21 protein-coding genes are annotated in these 20,506 nt (G+C 64.2%); 12 read left to right on the top strand and 9 right to left on the bottom strand.

Going from position 1 to position 20,506, the window contains the following annotated elements:
* Positions 1–3: 3 nt before the first annotated feature.
* Positions 4–858 (bottom strand): tellurite resistance TerB family protein, encoded by an 855-nt coding sequence (locus RBB42_RS03640; RefSeq protein WP_305968153.1) that lies wholly within the window; start codon positions 856–858, stop codon positions 4–6.
* 120 nt (positions 859–978) lie between these two features.
* Between RBB42_RS03640 and RBB42_RS03645 the strand changes: the two genes are divergently transcribed.
* Positions 979–1,914, top strand: a complete 936-nt coding sequence (locus RBB42_RS03645) for a DMT family transporter (protein ID WP_305968154.1) — start codon at positions 979–981, stop codon at positions 1,912–1,914.
* A gap of 55 nt (positions 1,915–1,969) precedes the next feature.
* On the opposite strand, the gene RBB42_RS03650 is transcribed toward RBB42_RS03645, so the two are convergent.
* Positions 1,970–3,388: a protein adenylyltransferase SelO gene (locus RBB42_RS03650; protein ID WP_305968155.1), complete on the bottom strand. Its 1,419-nt coding sequence runs from the start codon at positions 3,386–3,388 to the stop codon at positions 1,970–1,972.
* A 99-nt stretch (positions 3,389–3,487) separates the two neighbouring features.
* Here RBB42_RS03650 and RBB42_RS03655 point away from each other — a divergent pair, with 99 nt between their 5' ends.
* Positions 3,488–4,024, top strand: coding sequence for a CBS domain-containing protein (locus RBB42_RS03655; protein WP_305968156.1), 537 nt, complete (start codon positions 3,488–3,490; stop codon positions 4,022–4,024).
* 7 nt (positions 4,025–4,031) lie between these two features.
* Here RBB42_RS03655 and RBB42_RS03660 read toward each other — a convergent pair whose 3' ends face one another.
* The 3 genes from RBB42_RS03660 to RBB42_RS03670 form a co-directional block, all read right to left on the bottom strand.
* Positions 4,032–4,478 carry a GNAT family N-acetyltransferase gene (locus RBB42_RS03660; RefSeq protein ID WP_305968157.1) on the bottom strand — a complete coding sequence of 149 codons (447 nt, stop codon included), beginning with the start codon at positions 4,476–4,478 and terminating at the stop codon, positions 4,032–4,034.
* The gene (locus RBB42_RS03665; protein ID WP_305968158.1) at positions 4,475–5,416 is read right to left on the bottom strand and encodes a nucleoside hydrolase; all 942 of its coding nucleotides are present in this window, start codon (positions 5,414–5,416) and stop codon (positions 4,475–4,477) included. The genes RBB42_RS03660 and RBB42_RS03665 overlap by 4 nt, the downstream gene beginning before the upstream one ends.
* A gap of 102 nt (positions 5,417–5,518) precedes the next feature.
* Positions 5,519–6,466 (bottom strand): radical SAM protein, encoded by a 948-nt coding sequence (locus RBB42_RS03670; protein WP_305968159.1) that lies wholly within the window; start codon positions 6,464–6,466, stop codon positions 5,519–5,521.
* 218 nt (positions 6,467–6,684) lie between these two features.
* Here RBB42_RS03670 and zwf point away from each other — a divergent pair, with 218 nt between their 5' ends.
* The 4 genes from zwf to RBB42_RS03690 all read left to right on the top strand — a co-directional run bounded on the left by zwf (position 6,685) and on the right by RBB42_RS03690 (position 11,172).
* Positions 6,685–8,139 (top strand): glucose-6-phosphate dehydrogenase, encoded by a 1,455-nt coding sequence (gene zwf, locus RBB42_RS03675; RefSeq protein WP_305968160.1) that lies wholly within the window; start codon positions 6,685–6,687, stop codon positions 8,137–8,139.
* 28 nt (positions 8,140–8,167) lie between these two features.
* Positions 8,168–8,845, top strand: coding sequence for a 6-phosphogluconolactonase (gene pgl, locus RBB42_RS03680; RefSeq protein ID WP_305968161.1), 678 nt, complete (start codon positions 8,168–8,170; stop codon positions 8,843–8,845).
* A 94-nt stretch (positions 8,846–8,939) separates the two neighbouring features.
* Positions 8,940–10,523 (top strand): glucose-6-phosphate isomerase, encoded by a 1,584-nt coding sequence (gene pgi, locus RBB42_RS03685; RefSeq protein WP_305968162.1) that lies wholly within the window; start codon positions 8,940–8,942, stop codon positions 10,521–10,523.
* Positions 10,524–10,617: 94 nt separating this feature from the next.
* The gene (locus tag RBB42_RS03690) at positions 10,618–11,172 is read left to right on the top strand and encodes a PRC-barrel domain-containing protein (protein WP_305968163.1); all 555 of its coding nucleotides are present in this window, start codon (positions 10,618–10,620) and stop codon (positions 11,170–11,172) included.
* Between the two features lie 61 nt (positions 11,173–11,233).
* On the opposite strand, the gene RBB42_RS03695 is transcribed toward RBB42_RS03690, so the two are convergent.
* On the bottom strand, positions 11,234–11,659 hold the full coding sequence (locus RBB42_RS03695) for a cupin domain-containing protein (RefSeq protein ID WP_305968164.1): 426 nt from the start codon (positions 11,657–11,659) through the stop codon (positions 11,234–11,236).
* 83 nt (positions 11,660–11,742) lie between these two features.
* Between RBB42_RS03695 and RBB42_RS03700 the strand changes: the two genes are divergently transcribed.
* From RBB42_RS03700 to RBB42_RS03715, 4 genes are all read left to right on the top strand, one after another.
* On the top strand, positions 11,743–12,366 hold the full coding sequence (locus RBB42_RS03700) for a holin-associated N-acetylmuramidase (protein ID WP_305968165.1): 624 nt from the start codon (positions 11,743–11,745) through the stop codon (positions 12,364–12,366).
* Entirely contained in the window at positions 12,357–12,920 is a 564-nt protein-coding gene (locus tag RBB42_RS03705; protein WP_305968166.1) for a holin family protein, read from the top strand. Before RBB42_RS03700 ends, RBB42_RS03705 begins: the two co-directional genes overlap by 10 nt.
* Positions 12,921–13,073: 153 nt before the next feature.
* Positions 13,074–15,041 (top strand): heme lyase CcmF/NrfE family subunit, encoded by a 1,968-nt coding sequence (locus RBB42_RS03710; protein ID WP_305968167.1) that lies wholly within the window; start codon positions 13,074–13,076, stop codon positions 15,039–15,041.
* Positions 15,038–15,535, top strand: a complete 498-nt coding sequence (locus tag RBB42_RS03715; protein ID WP_371931749.1) for a cytochrome c-type biogenesis protein — start codon at positions 15,038–15,040, stop codon at positions 15,533–15,535. Before RBB42_RS03710 ends, RBB42_RS03715 begins: the two co-directional genes overlap by 4 nt.
* A gap of 16 nt (positions 15,536–15,551) precedes the next feature.
* Here RBB42_RS03715 and RBB42_RS03720 read toward each other — a convergent pair whose 3' ends face one another.
* Positions 15,552–15,929 (bottom strand): VOC family protein, encoded by a 378-nt coding sequence (locus RBB42_RS03720; protein WP_305968168.1) that lies wholly within the window; start codon positions 15,927–15,929, stop codon positions 15,552–15,554.
* Between the two features lie 222 nt (positions 15,930–16,151).
* Between RBB42_RS03720 and RBB42_RS03725 the strand changes: the two genes are divergently transcribed.
* Together RBB42_RS03725 and RBB42_RS03730 are read left to right on the top strand one after the other, a co-directional pair.
* Positions 16,152–16,655 carry a DUF2087 domain-containing protein gene (locus RBB42_RS03725; protein WP_305968169.1) on the top strand — a complete coding sequence of 168 codons (504 nt, stop codon included), beginning with the start codon at positions 16,152–16,154 and terminating at the stop codon, positions 16,653–16,655.
* Between the two features lie 70 nt (positions 16,656–16,725).
* Positions 16,726–17,502: an enoyl-CoA hydratase-related protein gene (locus RBB42_RS03730; RefSeq protein ID WP_305968170.1), complete on the top strand. Its 777-nt coding sequence runs from the start codon at positions 16,726–16,728 to the stop codon at positions 17,500–17,502.
* A 167-nt stretch (positions 17,503–17,669) separates the two neighbouring features.
* Here RBB42_RS03730 and gltA read toward each other — a convergent pair whose 3' ends face one another.
* On the bottom strand, positions 17,670–18,965 hold the full coding sequence (gene gltA / locus RBB42_RS03735) for a citrate synthase (RefSeq protein WP_305968171.1): 1,296 nt from the start codon (positions 18,963–18,965) through the stop codon (positions 17,670–17,672).
* 79 nt (positions 18,966–19,044) lie between these two features.
* Positions 19,045–20,460, bottom strand: coding sequence for a glutamate--tRNA ligase (gene gltX, locus RBB42_RS03740; protein ID WP_305968172.1), 1,416 nt, complete (start codon positions 20,458–20,460; stop codon positions 19,045–19,047).
* Positions 20,461–20,506: the final 46 nt, after the last annotated feature.

Here is a 20,506-nt window from a genome sequence, read left to right on the forward strand (position 1 = left end):
TTCCTAGCCGTAGAGCGGTTGCATTCCCATCTGCATGTGCAGCATGTTCACCACCGCCTCGTCGAGTTGCATGGCCTTGGCAAGACTGTCAAGGTAATCGGCCTCGGCCTGCGTATCGACCCGGATCGTCATCAGCGAGGCGGAATAGACCTGCATACGCTGCGCTTCGGGGACATCCGCGGCCAGTGCTTCGGGATCGACAGGGGCCTTGAGCTGCTGCTGGATGAAGGCGCGGTCTTCGGGGTCTGCATCCTCGCCCAGGGTTTCAAGGATCTTGGCCTGTTCGGCCTTGTCGATGCCGCCATCACTCTTGGCGGCCTGAATCATGGCGCGCAGCATCAGCGCGGCGGCGGCTTCGGCCTCTGGCGCGGTGGACTGGGCGTTCATGGCGTCCATCAGACCGGCCGCGCCCTTGCCCTGTGCTTCGGCCGTGGTACCTGCAAAGGCCGCAAGCATCCCCGCCATGCCGGTGCCGCCTTCGCCCAGCTGTGACAGAAGCCCGCCGCCTTTCGTTGTCCCCGCCTGCCCGGTGAAGGCCGAGAAATCCATGCCACCGGCCTGCATGTTCTTCATCATGTCTGCCAAGGGATTTGCCCCTGCGCCACCGGCACCGGGCATGCCGGGAAAGCCGCTTTTCTGCGCCGCTTCCATCATCTCCTGCCAGCCGCCGCCCTGGGGCGCCTGTCCACCCATCAGCTTGCCCATTTGCGCCTGCAGCGTCGCGGTCGGCGTTTTTGCCGGAACCTGCGCGCCGCCGCGGAGGAGACTGCCAAGGCCTTGACCTCCGGACAGTTGGTCGACCCCGCGCGCGGCGGCATACCCAATGGCGAGTTTTGCCAGTGTTCCCATCAGACCCATGTGCTTTCTCCTCTCAGCCGATGATCTCCCTTGGCCGACTGTGACAGATGTTCGCCTCCGCGCACAGGGGGAGCATCCGCTTTGGATTGACCTTGCCCGCGTCCGGGTGTCCAAGACGGCATGGAACGTAAGCAACAGATGGACCTCGCCGGCGCGGTGGGGATGGTGGTTTTTGCCAATCTCCTGGCCTTCAACCAGGTGGCGATCAAGCTGACCAACGCCGGGATCGGACCGGTTTTCGCGGCGGGGCTACGCTCGGCCCTGGCGCTGGTGGTGCTGGGGATCTGGCTGTGGGTCAGCGGGCGCCGGATCAAGGGGTTGCGGCGCACGCTGTGGTCGGGGTTGCTGCTGGGCGGGTTGTTCAGTCTCGAGTTCATCCTGCTGTTCAACTCGCTGGACCTGACAAGCGTCTCGCGGGCCTCGATCACCTTTTACGCCATGCCGGTCTGGCTGGCCCTGGTGGCGCATTTCACCCTGCCGGGTGAGCGCCTGTCATCCAGGCGTCTGTTGGGGCTGGTGCTGGCGATGGCGGGGGTGGCCTGGGCACTGGCCGATCCGCAAAGCCGTGTGGCGGGGGACATCCGCGGCGACCTCCTGGCGCTGCTGGCCTCCTGGGCCTGGGCCGGGATCGCCCTGACCGTGCGCCTGACGCGGGCCTCGGAACTGAACGCCGAGGGGCAACTGTTCTGGCAACTGGCGGTTTCGGCGGTGGTTCTTTGCGTAGTTGCGCCGCTCTTTGGGCCGCTTTGGCGCGGGGCCGACGTGCTGAGCATCTTCGGCCTCGCCTATGGCACTTTGGTGGCCTCGCTGGGATTTCTGTTCTGGCTGCGGCTCATGGGGATCTACCCGGCGTCGGACATTGCCTCTTTCAGCTTTCTGTCTCCGGTCATGGCCGTGGTCTTTGGCTGGCTGGTCTTCGACGAGCCGCTGGGGCCGGATTTCCTGGGGGCATTGACGCTCACGGCGGTGGGGATCGTTTTGATCAACCGCCGCCGCAAAACCCGGGGAGAGGTCCCGCCCGGACCCGGGCAGGAGACATTGCGCAAGGAAGGTTAGGCCTGGAGAAAAGGCCCCGGGACTTGCCCGGGGCGCTGGGGCTACCCCCGTAGTCTCAGGTGCCGCAGAAGGTGGCACGAACCTTTTCGCCGCTCGACGGCGGACGGTGCAGATCCGCATAACTGTCGTCCACGTCGAATGGTGCCGAAAGCGCGGCATTCAGGCGCTGGAAGGGCGCGTCGTCACCGGCGACGGCGGCCTCGATCATCTGTTCGATCCTGTGGTTGCGCGGAATCAGGACCGGGTTGACGGTCCGCATCAAGGCCAGCGGGTCGTCCTCCTGTTCCAGCCGGGTCTGCCAGCGTGCCTGCCATTCGTCGAAGGCCGCGCGGTCCGTGAACTGGTCGCGGGCGCCGCCATCCGACAGGGCGCGGAAGGTGTTGGTGAAATCTGCGTTTCCCTCGTGCATCAACGTCAGCAGGTCACCGATCAGGGACAGGTCTTCCTGTGTCGGGGCGGAAAGGCCTATCTTGGCGCCAAAGCGGGCCAGCCAGAGCGCGCGCAGCCGGTCGGGCATGGCATGCACGGCCTTGGTGAAATCCTCGACGGCCTTGTCCGTGTCGGGCATCAGCGGGACAAGGGCCGTGGCCAGCTGGGCCATGTTCCAGACGATGATGTCGGCCTGCGCCGCATAGCCGTAACGGCCAAAGCGGTCGATCGAGGAAAACACCGTGTCCGGGTCATAGGCATCCATGAATGCGCATGGCCCGTAGTCGATGGTTTCGCCTGAAAGCGCGCAGTTGTCGGTGTTCATGACCCCGTGGATGAAGCCGACGCCCATCCATTGCGTCACCAGCTGCGCCTGCCGTTCGATCACGGCGTTCAGCAGATCCAGTGGATCCCGGGCATCGGGGTAGTGGCGGTCCACCGTGTAGTCGTAGAGCGTTTGCAGGCGGTCATTGTCCTGGCGCGCTGCAAAAACCTGGAAGGTGCCCACCCGGATGTGGCTTTGCGCCACCCGGGTCAGGACGGCGCCGGGCAGGGGGCGTTCGCGGATGACTTCCTCACCCGTGCGGATCGCGGCAAGGGCGCGCGTGGTCGGGATGCCAAGCGCATGCATGGCCTCGGACACGACGTATTCGCGCAGGACCGGCCCCAGCCAGGCCCGTCCGTCACCACGGCGCGAGAAGGGCGTCGGCCCGGAGCCCTTGAGCTGGATGTCCCGGCGGACGCCATCGGTGCCCACGACTTCGCCCAGCAGCAAGGCGCGCCCGTCGCCCAGTTGCGGGTTGAACTGGCCGAACTGGTGGCCGGCGTAAAGCTGGGCCAGCGGCTCGGCCCCCTCGGGCAGGCTGTTGCCGCCGAATTGGGCCGCCAGCGCAGGATCATCTGCACCGGTGATGCCAAGGAGACCGGCGAGATCGTGGTTGAAGGCCACGGTCTGGGGCGCCTTGACCGGGGTCGGGCCGAGACGGGCAAAAAAGCCCTCTGGCAGGCGGGCATAGGAGTTGTCGAAAGGGATGTGCAGGGTCATGCCCGAGATATAGGGGCGCGATCACGGTTACGCCAGAAGTCTTGCCCCCGCCGCTCGAGGGCTAGGGTTGTTCGCGACGCAACAGACAGGAGCAAGACGATGCAAACGGAAAATGCCTACGCGATGCGCCTCATGGATCGGCCCGAGTTCGCCTCGAAGCCGCGCCCTCTGACGTTTTCGCCGGATACCACGGTGACGGCCGCCGCGCAGGCGATGGACGAGCGCAATTTCGGTTCCGTCGTCGTGGTTGATGCGGAGGACAAGGTGCTGGGCGTGGCGACGGAACGCGACATCCTGCGCAAGGTCGTGGCCCGGAACGGCGATGCCGCCAGCCTGACGCTGAAAGACATCATGACCCGAGACCCGCGCGTGGCGCGGGAGACCGACGAGGTCATCGACTGGCTGCGCATCATGTCGAACGAACGGTTCCGCCGCCTGCCTGTCGTGGACGAGGACGAGCGGATCAAGGCGGTCTTTACCCAGGGCGATTTCGTCAGCTACACATGGCCGGACCTGATCTACCAGGCCAAGGAACTGGCCAAGGCAAGCGTGGGCCGCAACTATCCGATCTGGCTGATTGGCGGGGGCATCATGCTGTACTCGATCCTGATGGTGATCGTCGTGAGCGCGATGTGAGGAGCGCTCAGAGCACCCTGCTCATGAAGATATAGCGATCCCGGGGCTTGAAGCGCGCGCGGCCATAGAAACGCTGCGCGCGTTCATCCTCGCTGTCGACCTCGAGGTGCAGCGCGCGCACCCCCGCCTCGCGCATGGCCTTGGCGATCCCGTCAAGCGCCTCGAGTCCCATGCCGCGTCCGCGTACGGCGGGACGGACATAAAGCTCATCGACAATGGCATCCAGCCCGCCGAACTCGACCGACCAGCCAAAGGTCAGAACGATATATCCCACCGGCGCGCGGCGCGGCCCGATCAGCCAGGCTGCACCGTGGGGCGATCCCTCCAGCAACGGCGAGATGGCGGCGGCACGGTGCTCGTCGTCGGTGCCATAGCCCATTTCGGTATGAAAGGCGGCCACGAGCGGCAGGAGTTTGTCGGCATCCGCCGCGCCAGCAAGATGGAGGGATTTCATAGCCGTGCCAGCCTTTCGGTCAGCAGTGAGAAAAAGCCGTCGGCGTCCAGGTCGCCCATGAACATCGCGTTGGGCGCGCGGTCGGTGACACGCCACCAGTCGGCCACCGTCATGCCGCGCGTCAGGTCCGAGCGGGTCTCGATCTCGACGTTGATGAACCGGCCCGAGAAGAGATCGGGTTGCAGCAGGTAGGCGGTGACGCAGGGATCGTGCAGCGGGGCGCCGTCCGAGCCGTATTTCTCCTTGTCGAAACGTTCGAAGAAATCGGTCATCCGGGCGACGGCGATGCCGACCGGTGTGCCGAGCGCGCGGAAGGCCTCGTTGCGGGAGGAAGTGACCAGCGCCTTGTGGGTGACGTCCAGCGGCATGACCGTGATCGGCGCCCCGCATTTGAACACGATTTCAGCGGCTTCCGGGTCGACGTAGATGTTGAATTCGGCGGCGGGCGTGATGTTGCCCACCTCGAAGTAGGCACCGCCCATCAGGACGATTTCCTGGATGCGCGCGGCAATGTCGGGCGCGCGTTGCAGGGCTGCAGCGATATTGGTCAGGGGACCAAGCGGACAGAGCGTGACGGTCTTTTCCGGCTGGGCGCGTAGGGTTTCGATGATGAAGTCGACGGCATCGCCATCCTGCAGGGGCATGGATGGCTCGGGCAGGTCGGGGCCGTCCAGGCCGGTCTTGCCGTGGACATGTTCGGCTGTGACGAGGTCATGCGCAAGCGGCCTGTCACATCCCGCAAAAACAGGGGTCTCTGGCTTGCCGGCCAGTTCGCAGACCATGCGGGCATTCCGCGCGGTGAGTTCCAGCGGAACGTTTCCTGCGACGGCCGTGATTCCCAGAACCTCAAGCTCTTCAGGCGATGCAAGGGCCAGGAGGATGGCCACGGCGTCGTCCTGGCCCGGATCGGTGTCGATGATGATCTTGCGCGCTGGCATCTGTCTCTCCTGCTCGGTGCCGGAGGAGTGACACGGGGCACGGGGCGGCGCAAGGTGGATCGCCGGCTCGGCGGGGGCTTGCCGGCGCGTCCACTTGAACTGTCAGGCGGAACAGCTGGCCCCACCCAGGACGCAGAACTTGGCGCAATGGGGGTGGTTCAGCGAGACGTCCTGTTCTGCCGCCTCCAGCGTTTCGCCCAGCTCGAACTCCTTCTCGTAGGGGAGCAGCGTGCAGGCCACGACGGAGGGGCGCGCCGCGCCCTTCCGCTTGACCACCATCCGCGAAGACGAGCACATCACCTCGGTCGGTTGCTTGCCGAGGATGCCCCAGCAAGCCGTGGTGATTTCCGGCACTTCCACGTTGACGTCCATTTCCGGGAACAGGACCGTCATGCCCGGATCATATGCATTGATGTCGAACCCCTCGGCCCGGTACAGGCGGTCGAAGCCTTGGCGCGACTGCTCTTCGGTTTCGTCCCACATGGTTCGGCCGGCAACGGCCATGCGAATACCGGTGTCGCGCAGCCAGCGCATGCCTTCCAGTGATCTCTCGAAGGTTCCCGCGCCGCGTTCGGCGTCATGGTGGCGGGCCGACCAGTGATCCAGGGAAATACGCAGCGTGAGGCGGTCGCCGTATTCCGCCTGCAGCGCCTGCAGCCCCTCGCGCACGGAAAGACGCATCATCGGGCGCATGGCATTGGTCAGGATCAGGACGTCGTAGCCCCGTGCAAGGCTGCGACGGGTCATTTCGAGCATCTGGGGGTTCATGAAGGGCTCGCCCCCGGTGAAACCGATCTCGGCCACACCCCAGCTCCGCGCCTCGAGCTGGTCGAGATATTCGGTGACCTCGTCCGCGGTCATATACACCAGCCGGTCGTTTTCAGGCGAGCTTTCGATGTAGCAGTTCAGGCATTCGATGTTGCAGAGCGTGCCGGTGTTGAACCACAGCGTCTGCGGATCGGTCAGCGCCACATGGGCGCGCGGCTCACCCTTTGCGGTGCGGGCCGGGTCCTTGAACTTGTCGATATTGGCGGTGGAAGCGTCTTTCATTTCCGGTCCTTCAATTCGTCACCCAAGGCGTAAGCAGTAGGCAAAGCCGGTTCCAGTCACAAGATTCCGCCTGACGCCATTGTGATGCATCAATTGGGTGTTAGACTTTGAAACGAACATGGGGTATGCGGAACGCGAACAGGATACGTTAGCGCTAACGGCGAAGTGCCGAAGGCAAGAGGCGGCCCGCTCCGCCGAACAGGAAAGGCAGGGGACTCATGGTTTCACGCGTAATTCCGGTCGACCCTTTCGATCTGGTGATTTTCGGGGCAACGGGCGATCTGGCCCGGCGCAAGATCCTGCCTGGGCTGTTCAGGCGCTTTTGCAGCGGCCAGATGCCCGAGGACGCACGGATCATCGGCGCCGCGCGCAGCGACATGGAGACCCAGGACTTTCGCCGCATGGTGGCGGAGGCCACACGCGAGTTCGGCGGCGGCCGTCATTGCGAGGATGGCACGCTGGAGCAATTCCTCGAGCGTATCGACTACGAGGCGGTCGACGCGATGGGGGATGGCGGCTGGGAGGCGCTGAAAGCGCACCTGCGACCAGGCACGGTGCGGGCCTTTTACTTCTCGGTTGGTCCGGCGCTGTTCGGGACGCTGGCGGAACGGCTGCGGCATTTCGGGCTGGCGGACGATGAAAGCCGCGTTGTTGTCGAAAAGCCCTTCGGTCATGACCTGGACAGTGCCAAGGCCCTGAACGCGACCCTGCGACAGCATTTTCACGAAGATCAGATTTATCGGATCGACCATTATCTGGGCAAGGAAACGGTTCAGAATCTGATGGCGGTCCGGTTCGGCAACATGCTGTTCGAACCGCTATGGAACGCCCAATACGTCGATCATATCCAGATCACCGTGGCCGAGACCGTCGATGTGGGCGGTCGTGGCGGCTACTACGACAAATCGGGTGCGATGCGGGACATGGTGCAGAACCACCTGATGCAGTTGCTGTGCCTGATCGCGATGGAACCCCCGGCACGATTCGAACCGGATTCGGTAAGGGACGAAAAATTGAAGGTGATCCGGGCGCTGGACCCGGTGGATTACCACCATATCGTGCGCGGCCAGTACGACGCGGATGATGACCAGCCGGGCTATCGCGCCCACGTCGAAAATCCGCGTTCGACCACCGAGAGTTTCGTGGCGATGAAATGTCATATCTCGAACTGGCGTTGGGCCGGGACACCCTTCTACCTGCGCACCGGCAAGAAACTGCGGGCACGGGCCAGCGAGATCGCTGTGGTGTTCAAGGATGCCCCGCATTCGATTTTTGGCCCAGAAGCGGGCACACATCGCAACGTGTTGGCGATCCGGTTGCAGCCGAACGAAGGCATGACACTGGGCGTGACCATCAAGGAGCCGGGGCCAGGCGGCATGCGGCTGGTGGACGTGCCACTGGACATGAGCTTTGCCGAGGCGCTGGGGCCGGAGGCGGAAGAGGTGCCCGACGCCTACGAACGGTTGATCATGGATGTGATCCGGGGCAATCAGACCTTGTTCATGCGCGGTGACGAGGTCGAGGCCGCCTGGGCCTGGACCGATCCGATCATCGCCGGTTGGCAGAGCCGGGGCGAGGTGCCCAAGCCTTATGATCCGGGCTCGGCCGGGCCGGACGACGCGCTGATGCTGATGCATCGCGACGGACGCCGCTGGCGCGACATCCGCGCATGAGCCTGGCAAGGCAAGGGAGGCCGGGAGCATGAGTTACGAATTCATCGAGTACCAGGATCGGGAGATGCTGGTCATCGACCTGGCAAATCAACTGGCCGGCGATTTGCGGCAGGCCCTGTCCCAACGGGACCGGGTCGGGTTCGCGGTGCCGGGTGGGACCTCGCCCGGGCCGGTCTTCGACGATCTGAACACCGTCGACCTTGATTGGTCGCGCGTGGACGTCTTGCTGACCGATGAACGCTGGGTGCCGGAGGACAACCCGCGGTCGAACACCGGGCTGTTGCGGGAACGGCTGCTGATCAACCGCGCGCAGGCGGCGCGTTACCTGCCGCTGTACGCCCCGGAGGCAGAGCCGGAAGGGGCTCTTGATGCATTGCAGGCGCCGATTGCCAAGGAACTGCCACTGGCGGTGGTTCTACTGGGCATGGGGGCCGACCTGCACACGGCGTCGATCTTTCCGGGGGCGGATCGGCTGGAAGAGGCCCTGTCACCCAAGGCGCCCGTGCTGTTGCCGATGCGCGCGCCAGGCGCGCCCGAACCGCGTATCACGCTGAGCGCGCCGGTGCTGAACGGGGCGCTGTCGAAACACGTCCTGATCTTTGGCGAGGAAAAGCGCGCCGCTCTGGAAAGCGCGCGCGGCAAGCCGGTCGCAGAGGCGCCGATCAACGCGGTCTTGTCCGAAGCGCGGGTGCACTGGGCACCCTGAACAAGACGCCGGGGTCGCACGTCTGTCATTTTCCACCTGCTATGAGGTGGACACATGTTCAAAGGGCCGCATCACGGGCGGCGAGGGGGATGGAATGTTCGAAGAACTGAAGACACTGGCGGCAGGCATCGGCGAGCGCCGGATCGAAGCGCTGTTTGAGGATGAGGGCCGGGCAGGGGCGTTCTCGCTTTCGGCAGAAGGCATGCTCTTCGACTATTCCAAGACGCAGATCGACGCCGAAGTGCGTGCAGGCCTGCTGACCCTTGCCGAGGCGCGCGGGGTGTCGGCACGGCGGGACGCGATGTTTGCCGGGGAAAAGATCAACGAGACCGAGGGACGGGCGGTATTGCACACGGCGCTGCGCAACCTGGACTGGGCCGAGGTTCTTGTGGATGGCGAGGACGTGATGCCGCCGGTTCTGGACACGCTGGGGCGGATGGAGGCGCTGGCGCGCGAGGTCAGGGCCTCCGGCATCACGGATGTGGTCAACATCGGCATCGGCGGCTCGGACCTTGGGCCGGTCATGGCGACGCTGGCGCTGGCGCCTTATCATGACGGGCCGCGCACGCATTTCGTGTCGAATGTCGATGGCGCGGATATCGCGGACAAGCTGGCGCTTTGTGACCCCGAGACGACGATGTTCATCGTCGCCTCCAAGACCTTCACCACCATCGAAACGATGACCAATGCACGCACGGCCAAGACCTGGCTTGCCGAAAAGGGCGTGTCGGACGAAGGGCGTTTCATCGCCTTGTCGTCGAACCAGGAAAAGGCAGCGGAATTCGGCATCCCGGCGGACCGCGTGTTCGGCTTCGAGGACTGGGTCGGCGGGCGGTATTCCGTCTGGGGGCCGATTGGCCTGTCGCTGATGCTGGCGATTGGACCGGATGATTTCCGTGCCTTCCTGACCGGCGGCATGAAGATGGACCGCCATTTCCAGTCGGCGCCCCTGGCCGAGAACATGCCGGTGCTGTTGGCGCTGGTGGGGATCTGGCACAATCAGGTGCTGGGTCATGCCACGCGCGCGGTGCTGCCATATGACAACCGCCTGTCGCGGCTGCCCGCCTACCTGCAACAGCTGGAGATGGAGAGTAACGGCAAGGGCGTCAGCATGGATGGCGCCGATCTGCCCTATCACTCCGGCCCGGTGGTCTGGGGAGAGCCGGGCACCAACGGCCAGCACGCCTTTTACCAGTTGATCCACCAGGGCACGCGGGTGATCCCGGCGGAGTTCCTTGTCGCTGCGAAAGGCCACGAAGCAGATCTGAAGCATCACCACGAGCTGTTGGTTGCCAATTGTCTGGCCCAGTCCGAGGCGCTGATGCGCGGGCGCGATCTGGACGAGGCCCGCGCCAAGGTGGCGGACAAGTTCGAGGGCGACGAACTTGAGCGGCAGGCGCGGCACCGGGTCTTTCCGGGCAACCGTCCGTCCACGACGCTGATCTATCCGCTGCTCGACCCCGAGACGCTGGGCAAGATCATCGCGCTGTATGAGCATCGGGTCTTTGTCGAGGGCGTGATCCTTGGGATCAATTCCTTCGACCAATGGGGGGTGGAATTGGGCAAGGAGCTTGCGACCGCGCTCGGGCCGATGGTGACGGGCGCAGCGCCTGTCGATGGCAAGGATGCGTCGACGGCCCAGTTGTTGAAGTTCGTGCATACGCACGGACGCGGTTGAAGTTCCTGCAAACGAAAAAAAATTAGTGGGGAACGGGAGCGGAAAAAGGCGCGTTCCCTAGGCAGATCGAACGGAAAAACAGAAGGAGTTCAACATGAAACGCTTCATGACAACCGTCGCTGCAACCGCTCTCATCCCCGCCGTCGCGCTGGCGGAAAGCCACGAAACCGGCGATGCAATGGACCCGGCCGCAGAACCGGCACCGATGGAACAGGCCGACACCGCCGATCCTATGGTCACCGACAAGGACATGGCCGAAGGCGATGATCCAGCCGCTCCCAAAGCGGACGTTACGGATATGGCCAAGTCGGACACCGGTCTGACCGCGCCGGTCAAGGCGTCGGTGATTGTCGGCGCGCCGATTTACACGCTGTCCGCGAACGAAAGCGTCGATTGGGACGTGAATGTGAACTACGATACCGTGGCCGACGAATGGACACGCATCGGGTCGATCGACGACTTTATCGTCGATGAAAACGGCGAGGTCATGGGCCTTGTGGCAGAGGTCGGCGGTTTCCTGGGCGTCGGTGACAAATACGTCATGCTGCCGATGGACGAGACCAAGATGATCATGGTGAGCGAGGCGGAGTACGCCGTCGTCACGCCGTTCACCAGCGATCAACTGTCCGATATGGAACGGGTCGAGTAATCTTCGGCAGAGACGAAGAAATTGCGCCCGGGGCCAAGTGCCCCGGGCGTTTTTGCATGTATCATCCCGGGATGTCGAAATCGGGCGGCGCCAGTTCGAAACCGTCGAATTGGAAACCCGGGGAAACGGTGCAGCCGACCAGGGTCCAGTCCCCCAGCGATTGCGCAGCCTGCCAGTGACCGGGTTCGACGATGCCTTGCGGGCGCTGCCCCTGTGCCAGATCCGGCCCCAACACCATGTCGTCGCGCGGGCCTTTGTCGTTTGCGGCACGCATCAGACGCAGCGGGCTGCCGGCGTAGAAATGCCAGATCTCGCCGGCATCCACCCGGTGCCAGTGGCTGCGTTCGTCTCCTTTCAGCAGGAAATAGATACAGGTTCCGGGTGCGCGTTCGCCGCTGTCGGCGGCGGCCACCCATGTCTGTCGATAGTGCCCGCCTTCGGGGTGCGGCGACAGGCCCAGCAGGGCGATGATCTCGTCAGCGGTCATGCAACGTACGGTCCCGTGAGGATTGGTTAAGAGCTGCGGCGCACCCTCTGGCCATCGAGAGTGAACCGAGCAGGAGAGACTGGATGTCGACTCTGACCCCCCGCGTCCGCAGGATGGCCGAGGAAATCGTTGCCCGCGAGGGCGGATATGTCAACGACCCGGACGATCCGGGCGGTGCCACGAAATACGGCGTCACGATTCACACGATGCGTCGTCTGGGTCTGGACCACGACGGCAACGGGCGCGTTGATGCCGCCGATGTGCGCCAGATCACCCGCGAACAGGCGGTGACGATTTTCCTGACACATTACTTCCTGAAACCGCGTATCGCGGAACTGCCGGAGTCTCTGCACGCCACCGTTTTCGACATGTATGTCAACGCGGGCGGCAACGCGGTCAAGATTCTGCAGCGATTGCTGAACCAGATGGGCGAACAGGTAGCGGTGGATGGCGCCATTGGCCCGCAGACCATTGCCGCGACGGTGCGTGCCCACGCCAAGGCACCGCATCACATGACGGACGCCTACGGGATCGCGCGGCGCAACTATTACTTCCGCGTCGCTGACAACCGCCCGGCGTCGCGCAAGTACGCGCGGACCCGCGCAGGCGGGAAAGGCGGGTGGATCAAGCGCGCCGAGGAGTTCATCGCACCCAAGTACCACATGACAGAGGCCGAGTTTCGCGCCCGGGTGGCAGCATGGGACTGATTGGTCAGCTTTTGAATGCCCTGTTCGGCTCTGGCCGCAACGTGGTGTCAGAGACGGCGGAAGTCTTCCGCGTCAATGCCGAAGCACAGGCGCAACGCGGCCACGAGGCCCAGGCCGCAGCCCTTGCACAAATGGCAGGCGAGTTCCGCATTCGTCGTCGCGGCTGGTTCGACAGGCTGATGGACGCACTGAACCGCGTGCCGCGTCCGGCTATGGCGTTGGGGACGCTGGGCATGTTCGTGGCGGCGATGGTCGACCCGGTCTGGTTTGCGGCGCGCATGGCGGGCATCGCGCTGGTGCCGGAGCCTCTGTGGTGGCTGTTGGCGGCCATCGTCAGCTTTTACTTCGGCGCGCGTCACCAGGCCAAGGGGCAGGATTTCCAACGCGACCTCGCGGTGACGATGGCGGCGGTCCCAAAGGTGGTGCAGACGGTCAAGGACGTCGAGGCGCTGCGGGATGTCACGCCCGATGCCGCCGCCCCCGTCGAGACTGAAATGTTCGAGGTGCCGTCGGACAACCCGGCACTGGCGGACTGGCGCCGAACCGCCGGCTAGCGGACGTCCTGAATTTGTTGCGAATGCCGCGCCCCTTCTAGGGAGCGCGGCTTTTTTAGGGCAGGGCAGCACGCATATCATTGCGACAATGTGATCTGCACATCCGGGCGAAAACGATTGGCCCGGAAGGGCGGCGGAACTATAACTCCGGACATGATTACAGAGCTCGGACACTTCGCCCTGATCCTCGCCTTCCTGGTATCGCTGGTTCAGATGGTCATGCCCCTGGTGGGCGCGCACAAGCGATGGCCCGGGTGGATGGCCGTGGCGGAACCGGCAGCAACGCTGCAATTCCTGCTTGTGGCCAGCAGTTTCGCGGCGCTGACCTATGCCTTCGTCGTCTCCGATTTCTCGTTGAAGCTGGTCTACGAGAACAGCCATTCGGCCAAGCCGATGATCTACAAGATCTCGGGCGTCTGGGGGAACCACGAGGGGTCCATGCTGCTCTGGGTTCTGATCCTGGCGCTGTTCGGGGCCTGTGCAGCTTGGTTCGGTAGCAATATCCCACCGACACTGCGTGCCCGCGTGTTGGCTGTCCAAAGCTCTGTCTCGGCGGCGTTCTATGCCTTCATCATCTTTACCTCGAACCCGTTCACGCGTCTCAGCGTCCCGCCGATTGATGGCACGGACCTGAACCCGTTGTTGCAGGACCCGGGGTTGGCGTTTCACCCGCCGTTTCTCTACCTGGGGTACGTCGGTCTCTCGATCTGCTTCAGTTTCGCGGTCGCCGCACTCATCGAGGGACGGGTGGACGCGGCCTGGGGCCGGTGGGTGCGCCCCTGGACCCTGGCAGCCTGGATCTTTCTGACGATCGGTATCGCTCTGGGGTCCTGGTGGGCCTACTACGAACTGGGCTGGGGCGGGTTCTGGTTCTGGGATCCGGTCGAGAACGCCAGCTTCATGCCCTGGCTCTTTGCAGCCGCCTTGCTGCATTCGGCCATCGTCGTGGAGAAACGCGAGTCGCTGAAAAGCTGGACCATCCTGCTTGCGATTCTGGCCTTCGGTTTTTCGCTGATCGGCACCTTCATCGTGCGGTCCGGCCTGCTGACCTCGGTCCACGCCTTCGCCAATGACCCGGTCCGCGGCAAGTTCATCCTCTACATCCTGCTGTTCTTCACTGGCGGTGCGCTGACGCTGTTTGCTGCGCGGTCGAACGTGATGGAATCGAAGGGCGTCTTTGGTGTGGTCAGCCGCGAAAGTGCCCTGGTGCTGAACAACATCCTGCTCGCGGTTTCCAGTTTTGTCGTCTTTGTCGGGACGATGTGGCCCTTCGTGGCCGAAATGCTGTTCGAGCGGAAACTCTCGGTGGGTGCGCCTTTCTTCAACATGGCATTCACGCCCTTCATGGTGGTACTGGGGTTGATCCTGCCGGTGGGCGCGATGATCAGCTGGAAGCGCGGCAAGCTCGATCGTGTGCTGCGGTCTCTGGCGCCTGCCTTCGTTCTTGCTGTCGCCTTGATGGGACTGGTCTGGGCGATGCAGACCGGACGCAGCCTGATGGGGCCGATCGGCGTGTTCCTGGGCACCTGGATCGTTGCCGGCGCCGTCACCGACCTGATCGGACGCACCGGACAGTCGCGCGATTTCTCGCGGCTGTTGCGGTTGCCGCGCGCGGAATGGGGCAAGGCCGTCGCCCATGCGGGCCTGGGGATCACCATGCTGGGCATTGCCGGGTTGCTGGCCTGGCAAGAGGAAGACATCCGTGTCGCCCAGATCGACGAGCCCTGGACCGTTGGCGATTTCGAATTCACCTTGTTGAGCGTCAACAGGGTGCAGGGGCCGAACTACAACTCCACGATGGGCGAGGTTCGGGTCACGGCCAATGGGCGCGAGATAGCCGTGCTGAACCCCGAGAAACGCGTTTACCCGGTGGCCCAGATGCCCACGACCGAGGCGGCCATCGACTATCGCGTCATGCGTGACGTCTACGTCGTGATCGGCGATCCGCAGGACAACGGCGGATGGGTCATGCGGGTCTATATCAAGCCGCTGGCCAACTGGATCTGGGCCGGGGCGATCATCATGGCCCTGGGCGGCTGCCTCAGCCTGTCCGACCGCCGGTACCGGATCGCCGCCGGGGCTCGGAAAACGGCCCCTGCGCAGGGAGTGCCCGCGGAATGAAGGGGATCACCATGCGGCGGGATGGAACGACGTCCTGCATTCTTGGAATGCTGTTCGCCCTCATGGCCACCGTGGCCCTGGCGGTTCAGCCGGACGAGATACTGGATGACCCGGCGCTGGAGGCCCGGGCACGGGATATATCCGCCGGGCTGCGTTGCCTCGTCTGCCAGAACGAGAGCATCGACGAAAGCAACGCCTCGCTGGCGCGGGACCTGCGCATCCTGGTGCGCGAGCGGATCATGGCGGGCGACACGGACGAGGAAGTTGTGGCCTTCATCGTCGACCGCTACGGCGAATTTGTCCTGCTGAAACCCACGGCGGGCGGCTGGAACTGGTTGCTCTGGGCTTCGGGCCCGGGGTTGTTCCTGTTGGCCCTGGTCGTGGGCATGGCCTATGTGCGGCGCCGGTCACTTGCGTCCGGGGCAGGGGATGAAGGGCTGTCACCGGACGAGCAGAAGCGCCTGGACGAATTGTTGAAGGGCGAGGAAGGCTGAGGCCCTGCGGGCGGGGTCACGCCGGCGCGCCCATCTGTTTCGCGACGAACCACTGTGTGCCGCAGGGGGTGCGAAACCCGCCGCGACGGTCACCGTCGCCCTTTTCCATCATCGGTTGGATTTCTTCCGCCCCAAGTTCCATCGCCTTGGTGAATGCCGCGTCGGGGTCTGGCAAATAGAGATGCACGAGCGCACCTGCGGCGCTTTCCGCCCCGCCCATCATCAGCACGGAATCCCCGATCCTGCACTCGGCGTGCATGATCCTGTCACCATCGTGAAAGACCCGCAGTCGGCTGGCGCCAAAGACAGCCTCGCAGAACTGCAGGACAGCCTCGGGATCGGGCACGACGAGATAGGGCGAAAGATCTGTATAGCCGTCCGGTTTGTAGCTCATGGTCCCAAGCATGACAGGCCGAGGGTGCCAGGGTCAACGGCGATGGACCCGGTCCCGACTTTCTGCTAAGCGGCTTTCATGGGTCCGCAGTTCACCCAGGCGCCGCCTTTCGCTAAACCTGCGATAGCATGATCCCGTGGATTGCCTTCGCGATACCCTTGGACAAGGGCGGCCCTCCTTTCCCCGACACAGGGGATGCGGTATCGGTGACGGAGGATACACATGTCTCGTGATCCCATTGCCCTGACCATTCCCGACCTGTCGGCCTTTGCCAAGTCCCTGCGCGCGGGGTTGGACAGTCCGCCCTCGCACCTCGAGATGCTGGGGCTGATTGCCCGCGCCGCGGGGTATCGCAACTACCAGCACATGCGCGCGCGGCTGGGGGACAGCCCGGCAGAGCCGCTGGACGACCGTGCGGTTGCCCGCGCGGCACGGTTCTTTGACGATGCGGCCCGGTTCACGGACTGGCCGGGGCGTACCTCGGTGCAGGGCCTCTGCCTCTGGGTGATCTGGGCTCAATTGCCGCCGGGCACCACCTGGACGGAACGTGAGATCAGCGCCCGGATCGACACCCTGTGCACCTTTCGCGATGCGGCACAGATCCGCCGGGCGATGATCGAACACGGGCTCTTGCGGCGCGAACGGGACGGCAGTGCTTATGCTCGTCTGGAACGGCGTCCCAGCGCCGAGGCCCGTGCCCTGATTGCCCGCGTGTTGCGGCCGTGACGCGGCGTTTGGCTTTGCCATTCGCCCGCCTGCGATGTTTGATGCCGCCAAGGTTACAGGGAGCATACCCATGCAGTACGACATGATCACCTACGCGGTGGCCGAGGACATCGCCACCGTGACGCTGAACCGGCCGGACGTGATGAACGCGCTGAACACCCAGATGCGGGCCGAGATCACCGACGCGGTCGAGCGCGGCGGGCGCGAGGCGCGGGTCGTGGTGTTGACCGGCTCCGGCCGTTCCTTCTGTTCGGGACAGGACCTGGGAGATGGCGGCAATGCCGCCAACCTGGATCTGGAGCGGACACTGCGCGACGAATACGTGCCGATGCTGAGGGCGATCTATGACTGCCGGGTGCCGACGATCAGCGCGGTCAACGGCGCGGCGGCGGGGGCAGGGGCCAACCTGGCTCTCGCGGCCGATGTGGTGATCGCGGCGGAATCGGCCTTTTTCCTGCAGGCCTTCACCCGGATCGGGCTGATCCCGGATGCGGGCGGCACCTGGCTTTTGCCGCGGCAGATGGGGCTGGCCAAGGCCATGGGCGCGGCGCTCTTCGCCGAAAAGATCACCGCGGCGCAGGCGGATGCCTGGGGCATGATCTGGGAGGCCGTGGCCGACGATGTCTTCGGCGCCCATGTCGCGGCCCGCGCCCGGCACCTGGCGCAGGGCCCCACGGCGGCCTATGCGCGTGTGAAACAGGCTCTGCGGGCCTCGTACGACAACGACCTGGAACGGCAACTGGGGGTGGAGTCGAAACTTCAGGGGGAATGCGGCAAGACGCGGGACTTCAAGGAAGGCGTTGTGGCCTTTCACGAAAAGCGGCCGGCGGTCTACGAAGGGCGGTGAGCGGGCAAAGGGGGCTCTGCCCCCCGCCTTCGGCACCCCCGGAGGCATTTATCGGCCCAAAGAAAAACGAAGACGGCGTTCCGGCACGATTTCCGAGGCGCATGGAGGCTCAAACGGAAAAGGCCCGGGCGGTGTGCCCGGGCCTTTCGCGTCCGTGAAATCCGCGTTCAGCGGTTTTCGATGTCGACGTAGTCGCGCAGGGTCTCGCCCAGGTACAGCTGGCGCGGGCGGCCAATCTTGTTCTGCGGATCGTTCAGCATCTCTTTCCACTGGCTGACCCAGCCGACGGTGCGCGACAGCGCAAAGATCGGCGTGAACATCGAGGTCGGGAAGCCCATCGCCTCGAGAATGATGCCCGAGTAGAAATCGACGTTCGGGAACAGTTTTTTCTCCGAGAAGTAAGGGTCCGCAAGCGCCTGCTTTTCCAGTTCCTTCGCGGTGGCGAGGATCGGGTTGTTCTCGACGCCCAGAAGGTCCAGCACCTCGTCGGCGGACTGCTTCATGACCTTCGCACGCGGGTCGAAGTTCTTGTAGACCCGGTGGCCAAAGCCCATCAGTCGGAAGGGGTCGTTCTTGTCCTTTGCGCGGGCAATGTACTCGGGGATGTTCTCGGGCGAGCCGATTTCCTTGAGCATTTCCAGGCAAGCCTGGTTGGCGCCACCGTGCGCCGGACCCCAGAGGCAGGCGATGCCGGCGGCGATACAGGCAAAGGGGTTCGCGCCCGAGGACGAGGCGAGGCGCACCGTCGAGGTCGAGGCGTTCTGCTCGTGGTCCGCGTGCAGGGTAAAGATCCGGTCCATGGCACGGCTCAGGATCGGGTCCACGACGTATTCCTCGGCCGGAACCGAGAAGCACATGTGGAGGAAGTTCGCCGCGTAATCCAGGTCATTGCGCGGATAGACGAAAGGCTGGCCGACCGAGTACTTGTAGGCCATGGCCGCGATCGTCGGCATCTTGGCGATCAGGCGGTGGCTGGCGATCTCGCGCTGGCGCGGGTCGTTGATGTCGGTCGAATCGTGGTAGAAGGCCGCCATCGCGCCGACCACGCCGACCATGATCGCCATGGGATGCGCGTCACGCCGGAATCCACGGAAGAAGTTGTACATCTGTTCGTGGATCATCGTGTGGCGGGTGATCGTGTTCTCGAACTGCTCCAGTTCTTCCGCCTTGGGCAGGTAGCCGTAGAGCAGCAGGAAACAGACTTCGAGATAATGCGACTTGGACGCCAGCTGGTCGATCGGGTAGCCGCGGTGCAGCAACTCACCCTTGTCGCCGTCGATGAAGGTGATGGTCGAATCGCAGGAGGCGGTCGAGGTGAACCCGGGGTCATAGGTGAAGACACCGGCCTGGCCATAGAGCTTGCGAATGTCGATCACGTCCGGACCGGCGGTCGGCGAGTGCATCGGCAGTTCAAATTCCTTGCCGTCGATCGAAAGCGTCGCGGTCTTGCTGGTCTCAGCCATGCTAGTCATCCCTCTTATGTCGTGAAGCGGGGCCGTGAGACGGCCCAGCCGGTTGAAGTCACATGGCCGGTCCGGGGCCTCAGCCCTCTTCTTCGGCCGCGGCCCGGGCCAGCCGTGCAAGGCTTTCGTCGCGGCCCAGGACGAGCATCATGTCGAAGACCGAAGGGGTCACGGCGCGCCCGGCGAGCGCCGCCCGCAGCGGGCCGGCCAGCTTGCCGAACTTGGTCCCCTGATCCTCGGCGAAACGGTTGAGAACCGCCTCCAGTTCGTCTCGGGACCAGCTAGCATCTTGCAGGTGCGGCGTCAACGCGGCCAGTATACCACGGGATACCGCGTCAAGGTTCTTTGCCGCCTTCGCATCCGGCCGAACCGGGGTATCCGTCAGGACAAAGTGCGCCTTTTCAAGAAGTTCGGGAAATGTCTTGGCCCGGTCTTTGAGGCAATACATCGCACGATGCAATCCGTCGCGTTGAGCCTCTGTCAGGGCGGTTTCACCTGTGGCTGCAAGAAACGCCTCGATTTCTTGCAGCAGTGCAGCATCCTCGCTGATCGCGATGTGCTGGCCGCAGAGGTTTTCGAGCTTCTTGAGATCGAACCGGGCCGGCGACTTGCCGATCCCGTCCAGCCCGAACCAATCCCGCGCCTGCGCATCGGTAAAGAACTCGTCGTCGCCGTGGCTCCATCCCAGCCGCGCCAGGTAGTTGCGCATGCCGGCCGCCGGGTAGCCCATCTTCTGGTATTCGTCGGCGCCAAGCGCACCATGACGCTTCGACAGTTTCTTGCCGTCCGGCCCGTGGATCAGGGGGATATGGGCGTAGACCGGCAGCGGCCAACCCATCGCGGTATAGATGCCCATCTGGCGCGCGGCGTTGTTGAGGTGATCGTCGCCCCGGATCACATGGGTCACACCCATGTCGAAATCGTCGACCACGACGGCCAGCATGTAGACGGGCGAGCCGTCCGAGCGCAGCAGCACCATGTCATCAAGCTGGTCGTTGCGGATGGTGACGCGACCCTGAACCTGGTCCTCGATCACCGTCTCGCCGTCCTTCGGAGTCTTGAGGCGCACAACGTAAGGCGCGTCCGGGTGCGTCGCCGGATCGACGTCGCGCCACGGGCTCTGGAACAGGGTCGAGCGGCCATCGGCCCGCGCGGCCTCGCGAAAAGCCTCGATCTCTTCCTGCGTCGAGAAGCACTTGTAGGCTGCGTCCTTGGCGAGCAGCTCATGGGCAACCTCGGCGTGACGGGGGGCGCGTTCGAACTGGCTGACGACCTCGCCGTCATGGTCCAGACCCAGCCAGTCCAGCCCGCGCAGGATCGCCTCTGTCGCCTCCGGTGTCGAACGTGCGCGGTCCGTATCCTCAATCCGCAGCAGGAACTTGCCGCCACGGCCCCTGGCATAGAGCCAGTTGAACAGCGCGGTGCGTGCGCCGCCTATGTGCAGGAAACCGGTGGGTGAGGGGGCAAAGCGGGTGACGACCTGTGCGTCGGACATCTTGGTTAACCTTTTCATAACGGCATCGGGGCTAGGCTTTGCCGTT

The organism is Mameliella sp. MMSF_3455, assembly GCF_030733205.1.
In the GTDB taxonomy this organism is placed as follows: Bacteria; Pseudomonadota; Alphaproteobacteria; order Rhodobacterales; family Rhodobacteraceae; genus Antarctobacter.